The 15,834-nt window shown below is 49.7% G+C and carries 19 protein-coding genes; 18 read left to right on the top strand and 1 reads right to left on the bottom strand.

The genetic code is table 11. The features are described from left to right. Nucleotides 1-31 precede the first annotated feature (31 nt). From E2F51_RS23345 to E2F51_RS23260, 18 genes are all read left to right on the top strand, one after another. Entirely contained in the window at nt 32-1,588 is a 1,557-nt protein-coding gene (locus E2F51_RS23345; RefSeq protein ID WP_134824726.1) for a phage tail protein, read from the top strand. A gap of 45 nt (nt 1,589-1,633) precedes the next feature. Then, nucleotides 1,634-2,065, top strand: coding sequence for a hypothetical protein (locus E2F51_RS23340; protein WP_134824725.1), 432 nt, complete (start codon nt 1,634-1,636; stop codon nt 2,063-2,065). Between the two features lie 10 nt (nt 2,066-2,075). Continuing rightward, the gene (locus tag E2F51_RS23335; protein ID WP_134824724.1) at nt 2,076-2,453 is read left to right on the top strand and encodes a hypothetical protein; all 378 of its coding nucleotides are present in this window, start codon (nt 2,076-2,078) and stop codon (nt 2,451-2,453) included. A 178-nt stretch (nt 2,454-2,631) separates the two neighbouring features. Continuing rightward, nucleotides 2,632-3,072 (top strand): hypothetical protein, encoded by a 441-nt coding sequence (locus tag E2F51_RS23330; RefSeq protein ID WP_245174159.1) that lies wholly within the window; start codon nt 2,632-2,634, stop codon nt 3,070-3,072. 251 nt (nt 3,073-3,323) lie between these two features. Then, a complete protein-coding gene (locus E2F51_RS23325; protein ID WP_134824723.1) occupies nt 3,324-3,890 on the top strand; it encodes a Panacea domain-containing protein in 567 nt (188 codons plus the stop codon). Nucleotides 3,891-3,893: 3 nt separating this feature from the next. Next, nucleotides 3,894-4,304 carry a hypothetical protein gene (locus E2F51_RS23320; RefSeq protein WP_134824722.1) on the top strand — a complete coding sequence of 137 codons (411 nt, stop codon included), beginning with the start codon at nt 3,894-3,896 and terminating at the stop codon, nt 4,302-4,304. An 82-nt stretch (nt 4,305-4,386) separates the two neighbouring features. After that, entirely contained in the window at nt 4,387-4,785 is a 399-nt protein-coding gene (locus E2F51_RS23315; RefSeq protein WP_134824721.1) for a hypothetical protein, read from the top strand. A gap of 70 nt (nt 4,786-4,855) precedes the next feature. Beyond that, nucleotides 4,856-5,203 carry a hypothetical protein gene (locus E2F51_RS23310; protein ID WP_134824720.1) on the top strand — a complete coding sequence of 116 codons (348 nt, stop codon included), beginning with the start codon at nt 4,856-4,858 and terminating at the stop codon, nt 5,201-5,203. 84 nt (nt 5,204-5,287) lie between these two features. After that, nucleotides 5,288-5,656: a hypothetical protein gene (locus tag E2F51_RS23305; protein ID WP_134824719.1), complete on the top strand. Its 369-nt coding sequence runs from the start codon at nt 5,288-5,290 to the stop codon at nt 5,654-5,656. Nucleotides 5,657-5,721: 65 nt separating this feature from the next. Next, nucleotides 5,722-8,007: a hypothetical protein gene (locus E2F51_RS23970; protein WP_209215466.1), complete on the top strand. Its 2,286-nt coding sequence runs from the start codon at nt 5,722-5,724 to the stop codon at nt 8,005-8,007. A 10-nt stretch (nt 8,008-8,017) separates the two neighbouring features. Then, a complete protein-coding gene (locus tag E2F51_RS23295; protein ID WP_134824718.1) occupies nt 8,018-9,007 on the top strand; it encodes a hypothetical protein in 990 nt (329 codons plus the stop codon). Nucleotides 9,008-9,009: 2 nt separating this feature from the next. Then, complete coding sequence (locus E2F51_RS23290; RefSeq protein WP_167738425.1) at nt 9,010-10,125, top strand: phage late control D family protein; 1,116 nt, start codon at nt 9,010-9,012, stop codon at nt 10,123-10,125. Beyond that, nucleotides 10,122-10,721: a phage baseplate assembly protein V gene (locus E2F51_RS23285; RefSeq protein WP_134824717.1), complete on the top strand. Its 600-nt coding sequence runs from the start codon at nt 10,122-10,124 to the stop codon at nt 10,719-10,721. Before E2F51_RS23290 ends, E2F51_RS23285 begins: the two co-directional genes overlap by 4 nt. Before the next feature lie 9 nt (nt 10,722-10,730). Further along, entirely contained in the window at nt 10,731-11,096 is a 366-nt protein-coding gene (locus E2F51_RS23280; protein ID WP_134824716.1) for a phage tail protein, read from the top strand. Between the two features lie 3 nt (nt 11,097-11,099). Next, on the top strand, nt 11,100-12,227 hold the full coding sequence (locus tag E2F51_RS23275; RefSeq protein ID WP_245174158.1) for a baseplate J/gp47 family protein: 1,128 nt from the start codon (nt 11,100-11,102) through the stop codon (nt 12,225-12,227). Beyond that, the gene (locus tag E2F51_RS23270) at nt 12,228-12,890 is read left to right on the top strand and encodes a hypothetical protein (protein WP_134824715.1); all 663 of its coding nucleotides are present in this window, start codon (nt 12,228-12,230) and stop codon (nt 12,888-12,890) included. It begins immediately after the preceding gene. 66 nt (nt 12,891-12,956) lie between these two features. Further along, nucleotides 12,957-14,237, top strand: a complete 1,281-nt coding sequence (locus tag E2F51_RS23265; RefSeq protein WP_134824714.1) for a hypothetical protein — start codon at nt 12,957-12,959, stop codon at nt 14,235-14,237. Nucleotides 14,238-14,245: 8 nt separating this feature from the next. Next, nucleotides 14,246-14,656: a tail fiber assembly protein gene (locus E2F51_RS23260; RefSeq protein ID WP_134824713.1), complete on the top strand. Its 411-nt coding sequence runs from the start codon at nt 14,246-14,248 to the stop codon at nt 14,654-14,656. A 362-nt stretch (nt 14,657-15,018) separates the two neighbouring features. Here E2F51_RS23260 and E2F51_RS23255 read toward each other — a convergent pair whose 3' ends face one another. Then, a complete protein-coding gene (locus E2F51_RS23255; protein ID WP_134824712.1) occupies nt 15,019-15,813 on the bottom strand; it encodes an acyltransferase in 795 nt (264 codons plus the stop codon). Between the last annotated feature and the right edge of the window lie 21 nt (nt 15,814-15,834).

Genomic DNA, 15,834 nt, shown 5'->3' with positions numbered 1-15,834 from the left:
ATTGTGGCGGGTTTTTTATTTGGAGAAGAACATGCCGATTTACCAATCTGGCAGTTTAAACACTACGGCGCTCACGGCCCCTGATTTGTATGTTCAGGTTGTGGCACCGAAAACGCGATACATCAATGGCGTTGCGACTGACGGCCTTGGTATTGTCGGCATTGGCAGTTGGGGCCCGGTTAACAGCGCGTTTCTGGTTGGTTCGGATACTGACCAGCAGCTCTATCTCGGATCTCCGCAGAACCGTAAATACGACCTTTCAACGGCCGTCTCAATCTCTCTTCAGTTGGGCGCGACTAATATTAACTGCGTTCGCGTGACCGACGGCACCGATATGGCAGCCAGCATCGCTCTGAAGGATACTGCGTCAACTCCAGTGACTGGTATCACACTGACCGCCATTTATACCGGTACGCGTGGGAATAGCATTCAGGCAGCAGTAACGGCTGGTACAGCGGTAAGTTCTTACAAGCTTACGATCAACCTGCCGGGCCAGAGTGCTGAAGTGTTCGATAACATCACCGGTACCGGCGCGACTCTATGGGCAAACATGCTGAGTGCTGTGAACAACGGGCAAACCAGCGTCCGTGGAGCAAGCCAGTTAGCGATTGCCACGATCGGAACCAGTACCGCTGTGCCAAATGTTGTCGCAAGCTATACCATGGCGGGCGGCACCGATGGCACTGCGACCATCACTGATACCACGCTTCTGGGTACGGATGGCACCAGCACTACCCGTAAGGGCATGTATGCACTGCGCGGCACCAATTCTCAGGTAATCAACCTAGCAGATCTGACTGATTCAACGGCCTGGCCGACTATGGCAACTTTTGCTGCAGCGGAAGGTTCATTTGGTATCAGTCAGGGGGGTGCTGGTACGACCTATTCTGCACTTTCAACATTGCTAAACACTTCCGGTGTTGATGACTGGCATATGAAGGTGATCGTCGGTGACTGGCCGTACTGGAAAGACACGGTGAACGGCGTGAATCGCATGATCTCCCCGGCAACCTTCGAAGCGGCAAATATCGCGTCCCGGTCACCGCATATTTCCACGTTGAATAAGCGGATCAGCACCATTATCGCAACGCAGCGCCAACTGGCAAACCAGCCTTACTCAATCCCTGAGATTGGGGCGATCAACTCTGCGCGTCTGGACGTCATCACAAACCCGTGCCCTGGCGGAAACTATTTCGGCATGCGTTCCGGCAGGAATACCAGTTCGGTGCAGAGCCAGAACGATGACACTTACACCCGCATGACCAACTACTTATCGCTGACCATCGCGGCAAGCTTTGGTGATGTTGTAGGCCAGAACCAGACAACCGAACTGCGCAGGGAAACGAAGAGCACCATCGAGTCATTCCTTACATCCCTCGAAGATGCAGAGATGATTGGTGACCCGAACGGCGGCCCGGCCTTCTCCGTGAAACTGGATGCTTCTAATAACCCAGATGCCCGCGTTGCACTGGGTTACATGGTGGCTGACGTGCAGGTCAAATACCTCAACGTGGTGCGCTACTTCCTGGTGAATCTGGAAGGTGGTGGCAGCGTTTCAATCGCGGTTTCCAATACCCCATCCAGCTAACAACCTTAGCCCTGCTAATCCGGGGCTTCTTCTTGGAGAATTACCATGCCGCAACTTGGCTACACTCTGGGCCGCGATGTCGCCGTTGATATCAACACGCCAACCGGCAAGCTTCGCATCCCGAAAATCATGGGGTTCGATTCAAAGCCTCAGGTCTCAACCAACAAAATCACGCCCCTCAATGGCATCAGTGATGAGCTACAAATCCCTAATGGATGGAACGGCACAATCAACGCTGAGCGACAGGATGGCACCCTTGATGACTTCTGGGCGCAATGGGAAGAGAACTACTTCAATGGTATCGACCAGCAGAAGGGCACCATCACTGAGACAATCACCGAATCGAATGGCACCGTGAGCGTATACCGCTATGAAGGCGTGTCGTTCCACCTGACTGATGCCGGTAACAAAACTGGCGATAAGACCGTCGCTCAGGTGCTGTCATGGACCGCAAACCGCCGCAAAAAAGTTAACTAAGGGAAAATAAATGGCTCAGGTAACAGTGCACGAAACCAAAGATGAAGAAGCGAAAGCGCCGGCAGTAAAAGACAACCAGGTGAAGGATTCGAAAGGCCGGTTAATCACACTGCGCGAACTGGACCCGCTGCAGGAGTCTCGCCTGACCGTTGCGGTCGGTGCAGAGATGGCAATGAACGTGATGTATATGAACCTGTATGCATTCCCGGTCGCAGCAGTTGCGGAAATCGATGGCGATGATTATGCGGTGCCGCAGAACGCAAAGCAGGTTGAAACGATGCTTTCGATTTTGGGCAAGGAAGGCCTGAAGGCCGTTACCAAATACCTGCGTGTTAAGAGCGAAGAAGAAAGCGCGGCTGACGCCGTGGATGCCGCAGCAAAAAACTAGCCCAGAACCCCGGCTTCGTTAACCAGTGCTGGCTGATGAAGTCAGGGGTTCCTTTCAGCGTTATTTTCCCTGGCTTGAATGAACTACTCCCTCATGAGCGCATAGCGATGGGCGTTGTAACCAGAGAGTTCGAGGGCGGCGTTTACAACTGGGCAACCCGGCAGTGGGAGGAGAGCACATGATGGACCTTGATATGTTCGCAAGAGAGATTGCTCAATCCTCCGCTGCAATTGCGATTGGGCTTGAAAGTCAGTTTAAGCTAATCGTGAAAGACATTGAGGAAACGGCAAAAGAAGAGCTGGGCGTTTACCAGCCTGCCGTTGGCTCTTTCGATGCCTGGGCGCCTCTTGCTGACTCAACAATGGCAGGGCGCGTGTCAGCTGGCTACTCGGCCAATGAGCCGCTACTTCGGTCAGGAGAGTTTCGCGAATCAATTGAAAGTGAGATCGTAGGACTGGCAGCGATTGTGGGGACCAAAAGCGAGATTGGGTTATGGCAGGAAGTTGGCACCGACCGCATCCCGCCAAGGCCATTCATCGGCCCCGCGTACGTCAGGAAGATTGACCCTCTGATGGATGCGATTGGGCTGGCTATCACGACTGGCTTCAAGGCTTACTGATTACTACTTGGCGAAGAAGACGCGGCGGCTGGCTAAAGCTATTACGTAATCTGACGATAACTGATATACGATAAATTTTAGGGCGGCGGATTCTAGCTTAACTTCCAGCTTGGATGCAATATCTATAATCTCATAAAATTCATGCGGATATATCTGATGTCATCAAAATGAGTCAACCTTACATTGAACGGTTGACGACATCGTCATAGAATCTAATCAGAAGTTTTTTCCATCTTAACCCGGAGTAAGTTATGTTCAGCGAAGAAAGAGTGGCTCAAATGGCTGCTTACCTGCTATCGAGAGATGGCGGGCGCATGGCATATCTTAAGCTTATTAAGTTATTGTATCTTTCTGACCGAAAATCACTTGATGAGTATGGGGAATCTATCAGTGGAGATAGATTTGTCGCCATGAAACATGGTCCTGTTTTGTCTCAAACCTATGATTTATTGAAGAATGGTGGCGATAAAGACGGGGCTGGTTGGAACTACTGGGTGGCAGGCAAAGCCAATTATGAAGTTGCGCTCAATGTTGCAATTCTGAATCCTGAAGGTCTTGATGAGTTGAGTGATGCAGACATTGAGGTGATGGATAGAATTTATGATGAATTTGGCAGCATGGGTAAGTACCAAATTAGAGATTTTACTCATGAGCACTGTGCTGAATGGCAGGATCCAGGCAATACCTCAGTTGCAATACCATTTTCATCAACTTTTTCAGCTTTAGGTCGAACTCGTGAAGTTGCAGAAAAATTGAGTGGCAAAATTATTGATTCTGAGCAATTAGATTGCGTCCTTAGCCGCTATAAATTTGGATAAAGAATGGCGCAATTTATTCCATTAGCTAAAGGCTCTATTTTGGTCCCTTCAGGAGGGTCAAAACATTTGCATATAGTGTGCAATGACCCAGTTCCTTATCCAAAGTATTCTAATGCAGAATCTGTTTTGCTCGTAAACATAACTACGGTTTACCCTGATTTGCCCTATGACCCGACTTGCTTATTGGAAGTAGGGGATCATCCATTTATAGGGCACCAAAGTTATGTTTACTATCGAAAAGCCGATGTTTTTGCATCCACAAAATTAGTGGCTGGAGTTACCGCTGGGGATTTAATAATCAAACAGCAATGTCCTGATCATACATTTCAGCGTATTTTAGATGGTTTCATGCAGTCCAAGCAGGTCATCAGAAATGTTAAAAACTATTATCAAAAATATATAGCTAATCCCTAACCCGCACTCGTGGGTTTTTTTCTTCCCATTGCGACGTACCCCGTCTAGGATTTACTTCACTGATACTCATGGAGATAGGGTTATGGAGCTAATCATTGGCATTTTAGGGCTTCTCGTTATTGCTGCTTTTGGATTTTCATCCATGAGCGCAAAGCAAAAAGCAGCCGATGACCCTGCCAACAAAGATGTTGTTTACTTAGATCAAATCTTTGAGGTAGCCAATCTTGATGATGCCAGCAAATATTTAGTTATAATTTATCGGCAGAGTGGGAATATCCAAAAGAAGGACAAAATCTACTCATCGGCAAACGATGCCATTAAAGCAGCCATCACAACCTTCAAGCGAGCCAAAATCCCCTTCGTATCAATTACAGAAAACTCAGTTGATAGACTTTCGTTTAGCCGACCATGGCATAGCCATAAAGGAGCTTCCGAGGGGAGAAAGGTTGGGTCTGTTTTAATTGTTCGGATGAACGAATGATGCTTTTGCGTGGACTTGCTTAAGCCCCATGCTAGGATTTATCCCAACACTTACGTTTGGGGATAGGGATATGAAGTTAGCTTTAGTGGTGATGGGATTGCTGGTGTGCTCCGTGGCGCAAGCTGATTTAGAGAGTGCAGCAAAAAACCTAAGCGACTGCGTAACTCAATATGCAGACAGCCAAGTCAAAACAACCAAATCAGCTGGCATCATCTCTGATGAAGCTTTTGAAAGATGTAGCGCTGAACTCTCTGAATACCATGACTCAATTGGCCCTGACAAAGCGCAATGGTCTGGTTTAAATGCGCAACAAAAAGAAGCCATTTCAAAAATCAGGGATCAGGCAACAACAAAAGTTCGCGAGAGTATATCCTCACAGATCATCACCTTCATCACAGATTCTCGCAAAAGCTCTTAAGCCGCTTAACTGCGGGTTTCTTGCTTCCTATTGCGCTATATCCTAGCTAGGATTTGTACCACTGTTACTTATGGGGATATGGATATGATAAAGGCATTTGTGCTGGGGCTTTTGCTGGCAGCCGTTAGTAGTTCTGCACTTGCTGAAGAACACTTGAAGGCTGGCGAAAATGCAAACCTTTCAGACGGTGGCTGGGTATGCCGGACATTGGAGAAGGCGGTTGCTTCCAGGATTATCGGTCCATTTGAAGAAGCCAAAAAAAGTGACGCCATACATCAATTGGACAACGGATCGTGCCTTGGCTACTCAATCAGGCCTCTTAAGGTCATTGGCTATGATGACTACCTTATCCCTGAGTCTCCCGAAAAAGGGCGGCAGTTTGTCGCAGTGAGAGAACCCCGTTCTGGTGATACTTGGTATGCATACATTGGATATCTGACGCCTGCTAAATAAACAAATTACAGAACAGAACCCAGCCAATGAGCTGGGTTTTTTTATGCCCAAACAAAGAGGTTGCTATGGATGTTCAGGCTTACCGCGTAGCTGTTCGCATCGCACTTGATGACCAAATCACCCGCAACATGCTGCAGGTTAGCCGTGATGCCATCCAGCTCAATAAGAAATTCGTTGAGATGGCGAAAAATATCAAAGCGGTAACTAGCGCGACCAAAGAAGCCGCTTCAGCAATGCGCTCTTTGAATAACTCTCTGACCAATCAGTTTGCGGGAGCAACGCGCGGTGCGAATGAATATGCCAGCGCTATGCGGTCTGCTGCGGATCATGCACAAAGAGCCAGTACTGCCACCCGAAATCTTCCTGCGCTGACCGGTGGTTATGGCGGCGGGTCTGCATTCCCAGCCATGGCTGCGGGTGCATTTGCATTATCGGCTGGCAGTGCTGGCGGCGGTGGCGGGGCTCGCCGGGGTAATGGGCTGATGGCATTGCCAGGGCCACAAGGTCAGGGAGGCGGATGGGGCGGATGGAATAATGGTGTTCCACCCGGTGGATGGGGTGGTGGCGGTTCAGGTGGGGGAGGCAATAGCTCATCTAATCGCGGATTCGGACCGGGTTCTCATGCTGATGGCATGACAAATCTTGCGACCGGCTATCTTGGCTTGAAGGTGCTTGGTGGGTTTGTTGATGAGGCTGCAAAGTACCAAACTATTTCAGAAAAATTCAATCAGTTCAAAATGGGCGATGCTGCGTTGAAGGATGCGCAAAAATACGCAGACGCCCAAAAAATCAAAGGTACTTCTGATAGCGAAATGCTAATGCTGATGGTCGAGGCTCAGGGGGTATTTAGACAAACACACAGTCTTGATGCTGCAAAACTTGCGGCTCCTGTCATGGCAAAATTAGGTTACGCCTCGCGCGGATTAGATCAGCATCAAAGGGAAGCTACAGAGGCCAAGCAAATGGATATGCTGCGGTTTGTTGAGACGGCTGGCGGGCTTAAAAGCCCTCAACGCTTCAATGATTTGATGGATGCAGGGTTCCGAGCAATTCAGTCCTCAGGTGGCAACGTGGACTTTACCCAATACAGACAATTCATGGCTAAGGCTGGTACTTCAGCATTTAATCTCAGCAATAAGGCCCTTTTTGCTGAGCTTGAGCCAATTATCGGGGAGCTGAAGGGTAGTTCGGCTGGCGATGCATTAATGACTTCCTACAACCGGCTAAACGGAATCGTAAAGTTGCCTAACCAAGTCACCAGAGACCTAATGGAAATGGGAGTATGGGACAAAAATAAAATCGAGCTGAACAAAATGGGGGGTATAAAGCGCTTTACTGGAAATCCGCTGGTGAACTCCAAGCTGTTTAGTGAATCTCCGATTGATTATTACAAGCAAATGATTTTGCCGATTTATAAAAAAAATAATTTTTCAGAGGACCAAATTCAACGAGAAAACGCCTTAATTTTCGGCAGAACTGGCGGGAAAATGTTTAACCTCGTTGATAAGCAGATGGAAACAATTCAGCATTCAGTGGAGCTTTTCAATCAATCGAGAGGCCTGAATGATTCCTACAATGCTGTCAGTGGCACTTACAACGGCAAGAAAATTGATTTCGAGAAAAAATGGGAGAACCTACAGTTAGTCATGGGCAAAGAGGGGGGGGTGTTAGATACATTCACCTCCGGCCTGACCAAGTTGACTGACTTAATGCAGCGCATGACAGATATCGCACATAGACATCCTGAGTTGGCAAAGTTTGTCGGGCAAGCAGCATTAGCGGTAACTGCATTAGCCTCAGTGAGCGGTAGCATTTGGCTGATGAAGCACGCGACCGGCGCCTTGATTGGTCCGCTAAAATTTTTGACTGGTTCAAGTGGCTTCCCGCTTCTTGAAAAGTCATTAGGAACCCTTCCAAATGCTGTCACACTGGCGATAGGCGGGGTTCTCGCAGCTTCAACGGTAGAAATCTACAACCGAATTAAAGCAATTAAGGAAGGTCGGCCTTACGACCAGATTGCTTCACAGTCCGCTGAAATGTCAGAGCGCGATCGCCTTGCCCATGAAAACGCTAAAGCTAATGGAGGGAGCTATAAACCATGGGCACCATCCCAATCTGATTTCGATTCTGAGAAAGGGCGCTATCCATCCGTGCCGCCAAAATCGTCATCAGCCAGCAATCAACCCGTGAATCTATTACTCACCCATGAGGGTCGGCAGGTTCTTGTGGCCACAGTAATTGGTGGGATGAGCAAGCAGGCAACGAAAGCCCCATCTTCGACCAGCGCATTTGATTCATCCATGCTCATGGCCTATCCGGGACAGGTAAGTAAGCTCTCTACCCCAAACTAACGGAGTCGTTATGGCGTTCTTAAGCGCATTGAACAATTTCGCGCAGGGCTATGACCCCACAGCGACCCGGGTAGTACTCGGGGATTTCGAGTTTCTGGATTTCGAAGTCCCTGAGCGCATCGCCATACCCGGCAGGCAGAAGACCGTTCTTCACCAGATGATTGGTGGTAAGCGGACTGTTGACGTTCTAGGCATCGAATATGACCCGCTATCATGGTCTGGCATCATTACCGGTTCTCAGTCCGGCGATCGTGTCAGCGCGCTCGAGCGGATGCGTGACGCCGGGGAGCAGTTAACCCTGACGCTGGATAATTACAGCTTTACGGTGGTGATAACCTCGTTCACTCCGGTATATGAGTTCATCTACCGACGACCATTCACGATTGAGGTGGCGATCGTCAGCAACAATGCTTCGCCACTGAAGGTGGATGCATTAACCGGGGCGCTTCAGGGACTCATTGATAGCGATGTAGGGAAATCCCTTGGCCTCGCTGACATCATCAACGTTGATAGCGTTACAAGCGCTGTCACGACCGTAAAAAGCGCTGTTAAAGAGGTGACTGACTTCGCACATGCCACGGTTGAGCAGGTTCAGTCTGTTGTCAGGCCTATCGTGGCCGCGCAGGTGATGATTCAGCAGCAGATCGGTCAACTTGAATCCGCTGCTAATGACATCACGACCCTGGGCGGGCTTGTTCCGGGCAATCCGATTTCGAAGACCATCAGCAACCTGTTATTGCAGGCTGACCAGTCAACGAAAATACCGGCGCTCTACAACCTTCAAAACGTGCTTGGCCGGTTAAATAAAAATGTAAATTCAGGGCAGACTGCTGATGGCGTCAGATCGGTAACGTTGTCTGGCGGCAATCTTTACCAGGTTGCTTCTGACCAGTACGGAGATGCCTCTCTCTGGAGCAGCATTGCTTCGGCCAACAACCTTACTGACCCGCAACTAACTGGCATCAACACGCTCACCATACCCTCTAATCCGACGAGTTAGCCATGGATGTGAACAACGCAATAACCGAATCCAGCGCCCGCCATATCAGCGGGCGTTGTCTTTTGAATGGGGTAGAAGTGCCGTTTGTATCCTTCAGTGTCGAGAGTAATGGCTTTCGAGGGGCCTCTACCTTTGATCTTGTACTGGCGACATCAGCGCTCCCTGCCACTATGGGATTACTGAATTATTGGGCGGTGCAAACCACGATTAAGGTCGAGCTGTCCGCCTCAATAATTACCAAATCAGGAACGAACGAAAAGAAGCTGATTATCGGGAATATCGATAACTGGCATTACGATCCGGCGCGCTTCGAAATCACTGCAGATGGCCGCGATTTCATTGCTCTCCTCATTGATGCCAAGTCAGCCGGCGAAAGCTTCAAAAACTACACCAGTTCGCAAATCGCAACGATGCTGGCTGAGCGCCACGGTCTGAAAGCGGCGGTTACTCCAACAACGCAGCGCTTCGGGGAGTTTTACCAGATTGATTCAGCCCACCTCACCGGCGAACAAACCGAATGGGACCTGCTGACAACGCTGGCTGCTATAGAAAATTTCTCAGTCTGGGTGGAAGGTGAAACCCTCTATTTCCAGCCAATGAAAGACCCTGCAAAAGCCGATAACTACGTGATTCGCTGGCAGCCGCCGGGGGCATTAGCTTACCCCCAGTGCAATATGTCTGATGACCTGTCTTTCTCGCGGGCATTGACGATATCAAAGGGTGTTACGGTTGAAGTGTTGAGCTGGAACGCCAAGAGAAAGAATAAGCAATTCGTTGCCTCCTACCCTAAGAATGCCAAGGGAACCACACCCGGTAATGCCACGGCTAAAACTCAGGTTTACCGGGTTATCCGCAACGGCCTTTCTCCTGAGTCAGCTGCAGCGCTGGCGCAGACCATATATCAGCAGGTCATTCAGCATGAGATGAAATTCAGCGGCTCGACCGCCGGCGATAACTTTCTTATGCCACAAACTATGGTGCGTATCGAAGGCACAGCGAGTCCGTTTGATCAGCTTTATTACTGCGACAGTGTTCGACGCACTCTGAGTTGGGAGTCCGGTTATGCGATGAGCATATCGGGCAAGAATCACAGCCCAGCACTGGAGGTATCAGAGTGAGAGCATTACTGAATGCAATGGCCGCGCAGGCGCAGCAATCCGGGGCAGGGCAAAGCGGCACGCGGCAGGGCGTTATTACTGCGTACGATCCAGATAATTATGCGGTGAAGGTTCAGCTTCAACCAACGGGTGAGGAGACGGGTTGGATACCACTCAGTTCTCCGTGGGTCGGCAGTGGGTGGGGGATGGCGGCGGGCCCGATGATTGGCGCTGTTGTTGAGGTGGAGTTTGATTCTGGCCTCATGGGCGCTGGCATGGCTGCAGGGCAATTCTTTAACGATGTTGACCGCAGCCCCGGCCCGCCGTCTGGTGAGTTCTGGCTCATCCATAAAAGCGGATCGCTTCTGAAGTTTCTCAATGACGGTGAAGTGCTCCTGAGTTCGACTACCAAAATCACCTATGACGCCCCGGCGCACCATTTTACCGGTGGCGATGTGACAATGGAAAAAAACCTGGTCGTCGTGAAAGACATCAGCGACAACAACGGTGCATATGGCACCGTGCAGAAGGTCAGAACCACCTACAACGGACACACCCATCCAGAAAACGGCGATGGCGGCGGCACAACCAGCAAGCCAAACCAACAACTCTCATAGCGGTGACTCATGTACGACATCTATCACTATGTTGGCGGGGAACTCAGCACCTCGCCAGCGGGAGACCTGCGCCCGGTTACCGGCACGGAGAGGGGAAAACAGCGGATTCTGCGCCGCCTGATGACTAATCCTGGCGATTACGTTTTCCATCCTGATTATGGCGCTGGCCTGGGTAAAAAAGTCGGGCAGAACGTCAATCTGAACGAGTGGAAAGCACTTATCTCCGGGCAGGTGCAGCTTGAAGAGTCCGTGGCGAGTAACCCAGCACCATCAGTATCAATCTCACTGGTTGATGGCGGGGTGTGCGTGACGATCAGCTACACCGATTCAACTTCCAACACACCGGAAACTCTCAGCTTTGACGTAACGAGGTAACACGTGGCATCACTTAATACTAAAACGTTCGCCACTCTGGTCAGTGATCAGGTCACTGCGATGCAGGCTAAAGCTGCTGGCCTCGTTGATCTGGCTATCGGCAGCATCCTGCGCGCGCTGGCTGAATCAAATGCTGGCGTCGCGATGGGGATTCAGCAGCTTATAGTTAATCTTCTGGTGGTAACCCGGGCGGCTACCTGCTCAGGCGACGATCTTGATTCGTTGATGGCTGACTTCAGCTTCACGCGCCTGTCAGCAGTGCAGGCCACGGGGCAGGTAACATTCAGTCGGTTTACAGCAACCAATCAGGCACTGATTCCGGTCGGTTCCGGCGTAACCAGTACAGACGGCACGCAGGCTTATTCGGTCATCTCTGACATCACCAACTCTGCTTATGACTCGACGCAGTCCGGATATGTGATTACCGCCGGAGTTAGTTCGTTGTCCGTACCTGTAAGGGCAGATACCGCCGGTGCGGCAGGAAACGCGCAGGCTGGCACTATCACCGTTATCTCCGGTTCAATCCAGTACGTGGACACGGTAACCAACAGCGCTACGTTTGTGAACGGTGAGGATGCGGAGTCAGACGATGACTTCCGGGCCAGATTCGTGCTTTGGATAGCCTCACTCTCAAAGGCGACTAAAGCTGCGATTGGTTACGCACTGAGCAGCATGCAAAGCGGCGTCACCTATACGCTAACCGAGAATTATGCCTATAACGGGACCTCTCAACCCGGCTATTTTTATGCGGTGGTTGATGATGGCAGCGGTACCCCGTCGAACACATTTATCAGCCAGGCATATGCAGCGGTTGATGCGGTGAGGGGCTTCACAATCACCTTCGGCGTCTTCCCGCCTACGGTGGTGACGGCGAATGTCGTGATGGTCATCACCACTGATTCATCTGGCGACCACGCGACGATCGTTGGGATGGCGCAGGCAGCGATTCAGAAATACATCGCCAGCCTGTCGCTGGGGCAATTACTGCCGTATTCGAAACTGTCCAACATCGCATACGGCGCCAGTTCACTTGTTACTAACGTCTCTTCTGTAACCCTCAACGGCGCGACAGCGGATATTGCCGCAACCGGAAAACAGGTGATTCGCGCCGGCACAATCTCGGTGAGCTAAATGGCGACAGGCGATCAGAACGACATTTACACGCGCCTAAAAGGGCTCTTACCACCTACCTGGTTTGGTGACAGCAATCCTATCCTTACCGGCGCTGTCACTGCCTGCGCCAGCGCGCTGGCTTGGTGTTACTCCCTGTATCTGTATGCGAAGCTCCAGACGCGAATCAGCACAGCAACGGATGGATGGCTCGATCTGGCGGCCTTTGATTTCTTCGGCACGAACATGCAGCGCGCAGCGGGGCAATCGGATGACCTATTCAGAAATAAAATGAAAATTAGCCTGTTCAGGGAGCGTGGCACCCGGCAGGCAATCATCGATATTCTGGAGGACATGACCGGCAAGACGCCTTATATCTTTGAGCCTCAGAGACCGCTAGATACTGGTTCATACGGCGGCCCCATGATTGGTTATGGAGTTGCGGGAGGCTATGGCTCAATGATGCTGCCATATCAGGCGTTCGTAACTGCCTATCGCCCATCAGGTTCAGGCATTCCCTACATAGCAGGTTACTCATCCACACCTTCTGGCTACAGCGTCGCATCACGCGGTGAGTACGCGTCACAGAGCATGATTACCGGGAGCGTTACTGATGCACAGGTCTACGAAGCTATCGCGGCAGTGAAAATGGAAGGCACTATCGTCTGGGTTCGGTTGCAGTAAACATACCTCAATTCACCATCCTCAACAGGCCACCCATCGCGGTGGTCTTTTTATTAGGAAACATAAATGGATCGTCAAATCGTTTATCCGGGCTCGATTCCGCTCGAAACAGACCTGCTCAACACCAACAAGTACGCCATGATTGGGCTGGCTAAACTCGCCGCTGCCATGATGGGGACGACTACCTATCTGCGCGGCCTGGCCTGTACGCCATCAAGCCCAGCCTCAATGGTAGTAAACGTTGCCAGCGGTGAAATCTATAGCGTTCAGAACGTCGATAACACAGCATATTCATCGCTGGCTGCCGACACCTCGAATACGATCCTGAAGCAGGGTGTCGTGATGTCATCTACCGCGTTCACGCTTACAGCACCGACGACCGCGGGTCAGAGTATCAACTACCTGATTCAGGTTGCTTACTCTGACACTGATTCAGGCGCAAAGGTATTGCCCTATTACAACGCTGCAAACCCGTCAGTGGCATATAGCGGCCCTAACAACTCTGGCACAGCACAAAACACCGTTCGCTCTGGTGTCTGTACGGTGGCACTCAAAGCTGGCGTTGCTGCGACTACTGGCACGCAGACCACGCCATCGGCCGACACCGGATACACAGCCGCATGGGTTATCACGGTTGCTCAGGGCGCGACTATCGTTGCCGCCGCCAACATCACTACCGCTGCAAATGCACCGTTCCTGCCAGCGGCTGGTCTGGTAGCGTCTGTTCAGCAGAGTGCTATGACGTATGCTGCTGATACGGGTGCTGCAAACGCTTATGTGGCTCAGTTTGTTCCGGCCATACCAACCCTTGCAGACGGGATGCGCTTCACCTTCAAAGCAAAAGTCGCCAATACAGGTGCAAGCACATTTGCTGCAAATGGTGGTTCAGCATACCCACTTTATTCTCATGCCCATCAAGCACTACAGGGAGGGGAGATAATTGCTAATGGACTCATTGAAGTGGAGTGGAACAGCTCTCTTACTGCATGGGTTATGTGCGGAAATAGTGGCGGGGCGCTTCCGGTTATTGCTGGCTCGCAATCAAATCATGCTGTTAATCTTGGGCAATTTTCAAATAATACCGGGTCCCCAGGCTATCAGAAACTACCAGGGGGATTAGTTATGCAGTGGGGTACTGCTGCGGTGCCTGCATCTGGTTCAGCGGTGGTTACCTATCCGTTAGCATTCTCGCAAGGTGTAGTGCAGATGGCTACGCCAATTGATAGTAGCTCAACTAATAATTATCGTGTCGGAGTAGATACCTCAACTTTAACTACTTTAACACTCCGCTCGACTAATACACAAAACACCACTGGAGTTATGTGGCTTGCTATCGGCAAAATCTAAGGAATAACATGGAAAACAAATATTTCTACTCTTCAATCACGGGCGGGTTTTACCTTGAAAATGTACATGACTATATTCCTGATGATGCTGTTGAGATTGATATCGATACCTACAACTCACTGCTTTCTGGTCAGGAAAAAGGTCTAGTAATTACAGCCGACAAGAAAGGCAAACCGCAGTTATCCAACCCGCCTGCACTCAGTAAAGATGAAGAGCTAGCGCTAGCTGAATCAAGGAAAGCATCTTTAATGGCTGAAGCAACTGTAGCAATCAACCCGCTCCAGGACGCAGTTGATCTGGGGGAGGCAACCTCAAAAGAAGAGGCGCTGTTGAAAAGTTGGAAGCAATACCGCGTGACATTAAATCGCATGGATCTATCTTCTGCGCCTGATATAAAGTGGCCAGATAAGCCACAATAAATCAGGCAGATGATATTTAATCAGTTGGCTAACATCCTGTTAGCCAGTTTTCGACCGTAATTCCTGAGTGGAACTTCAATTAACCTGAAGTTTAACTCTGCCAATACTGCTGTTAGCGCAATAGCGGAGATTGTCATTATGACGCATAAGGCTATTGATTTTGATGGGCCAACGCCAATGGAGACATAATGCCGCACTGTCGATTCCTGTACGAAGTATATTACTGGCATATGGATTATGTAGATAGCATATGACCTTGCTCCCACCCATAGAAAGAATTTTCTGATGGGGTTAGGACAGTAAACGTACCCTTTATTAAATGATGAGATATAAACAAAGACGAATGACACAAGTGAAAGATATCAAACAAGGAACCTGCTTCCATTAAGATAGTCACCTCTTACCATCATCATTATAAGTAAAGCTATTGTGACTAAGATGGAAAGTAAATTTTTATGCAAAAATGCAGGTTCATACTTGGATGATTTACCATTCAATCTCCACGTAGCAATCAAAACACCCCATAGCATGGCGTCAATCCGGAAGTTGAATGTCATGTTTCCTTGCCTGTGGATGAAGAAAAGCACAAACAGCATGATAGCAATCACTGCTGTCCTTTTTTCTCGTGGCGTAAACAGGAGAAACAATGGAAAAACTATGTAGAACTGCTCTTCAAGCGAGAGAGACCAATATGGACCGAAAGTGACCTGAAGGTGTGCGTCACTCATAATTGCGGAAACAACATTGTAATTGTAGGTTATCACTGAAAGCGCTTGGTAGATATTGAGATCCATCCTGCCAAAAGCGCCAGATATATTATATGTGGCCGTCATTATCAGCATTATGACAACCCAAAAAATAGATGTTGGCATCAAGCGAAAAAGTCTTTTAATGTAAAATGCTTTAATCTCAGCCCTGTTGCTTTTTCCAATCTCTTTATTTGAGTCAATGGACATCATTATAGACATGCTTACTACATAACCTGATATACAGAAAAATAGGTCGACACCACCCCAGAAGCTGAACAGTCTGTTAATTGAAGCGAAGAAGGTATGGTCACTCCAGAAGTACAGAGAAGGGAAGTGCTGCACCAGAACCATGATGATTGCGAAAGCACGCAGAATTTCAATATCGCTGTTTGGCCTCAGCTTTTCCATTTTCCCTCAAATATATTCAAT

It is taken from the genome of Erwinia sp. QL-Z3, from assembly GCF_004551645.1.
GTDB lineage: Bacteria > Pseudomonadota > Gammaproteobacteria > Enterobacterales > Enterobacteriaceae > Erwinia > Erwinia billingiae.
This window is presented reverse-complemented; position numbering and strand designations above follow the sequence as displayed.

Coding starts and splice junctions, on each gene's coding strand:
- E2F51_RS23345 (WP_134824726.1), top strand. CDS start 32: ATGCCGATTTACCAATCTGGCAGTTTAAACACTACGGCGCTCACGGCC.
- E2F51_RS23340 (WP_134824725.1), top strand. CDS start 1,634: ATGCCGCAACTTGGCTACACTCTGGGCCGCGATGTCGCCGTTGATATC.
- E2F51_RS23335 (WP_134824724.1), top strand. CDS start 2,076: ATGGCTCAGGTAACAGTGCACGAAACCAAAGATGAAGAAGCGAAAGCG.
- E2F51_RS23330 (WP_245174159.1), top strand. CDS start 2,632: ATGATGGACCTTGATATGTTCGCAAGAGAGATTGCTCAATCCTCCGCT.
- E2F51_RS23325 (WP_134824723.1), top strand. CDS start 3,324: ATGTTCAGCGAAGAAAGAGTGGCTCAAATGGCTGCTTACCTGCTATCG.
- E2F51_RS23320 (WP_134824722.1), top strand. CDS start 3,894: ATGGCGCAATTTATTCCATTAGCTAAAGGCTCTATTTTGGTCCCTTCA.
- E2F51_RS23315 (WP_134824721.1), top strand. CDS start 4,387: ATGGAGCTAATCATTGGCATTTTAGGGCTTCTCGTTATTGCTGCTTTT.
- E2F51_RS23310 (WP_134824720.1), top strand. CDS start 4,856: ATGAAGTTAGCTTTAGTGGTGATGGGATTGCTGGTGTGCTCCGTGGCG.
- E2F51_RS23305 (WP_134824719.1), top strand. CDS start 5,288: ATGATAAAGGCATTTGTGCTGGGGCTTTTGCTGGCAGCCGTTAGTAGT.
- E2F51_RS23970 (WP_209215466.1), top strand. CDS start 5,722: ATGGATGTTCAGGCTTACCGCGTAGCTGTTCGCATCGCACTTGATGAC.
- E2F51_RS23295 (WP_134824718.1), top strand. CDS start 8,018: ATGGCGTTCTTAAGCGCATTGAACAATTTCGCGCAGGGCTATGACCCC.
- E2F51_RS23290 (WP_167738425.1), top strand. CDS start 9,010: ATGGATGTGAACAACGCAATAACCGAATCCAGCGCCCGCCATATCAGC.
- E2F51_RS23280 (WP_134824716.1), top strand. CDS start 10,731: ATGTACGACATCTATCACTATGTTGGCGGGGAACTCAGCACCTCGCCA.
- E2F51_RS23270 (WP_134824715.1), top strand. CDS start 12,228: ATGGCGACAGGCGATCAGAACGACATTTACACGCGCCTAAAAGGGCTC.
- E2F51_RS23265 (WP_134824714.1), top strand. CDS start 12,957: ATGGATCGTCAAATCGTTTATCCGGGCTCGATTCCGCTCGAAACAGAC.
- E2F51_RS23260 (WP_134824713.1), top strand. CDS start 14,246: ATGGAAAACAAATATTTCTACTCTTCAATCACGGGCGGGTTTTACCTT.
- E2F51_RS23255 (WP_134824712.1), bottom strand. CDS start 15,813: ATGGAAAAGCTGAGGCCAAACAGCGATATTGAAATTCTGCGTGCTTTC.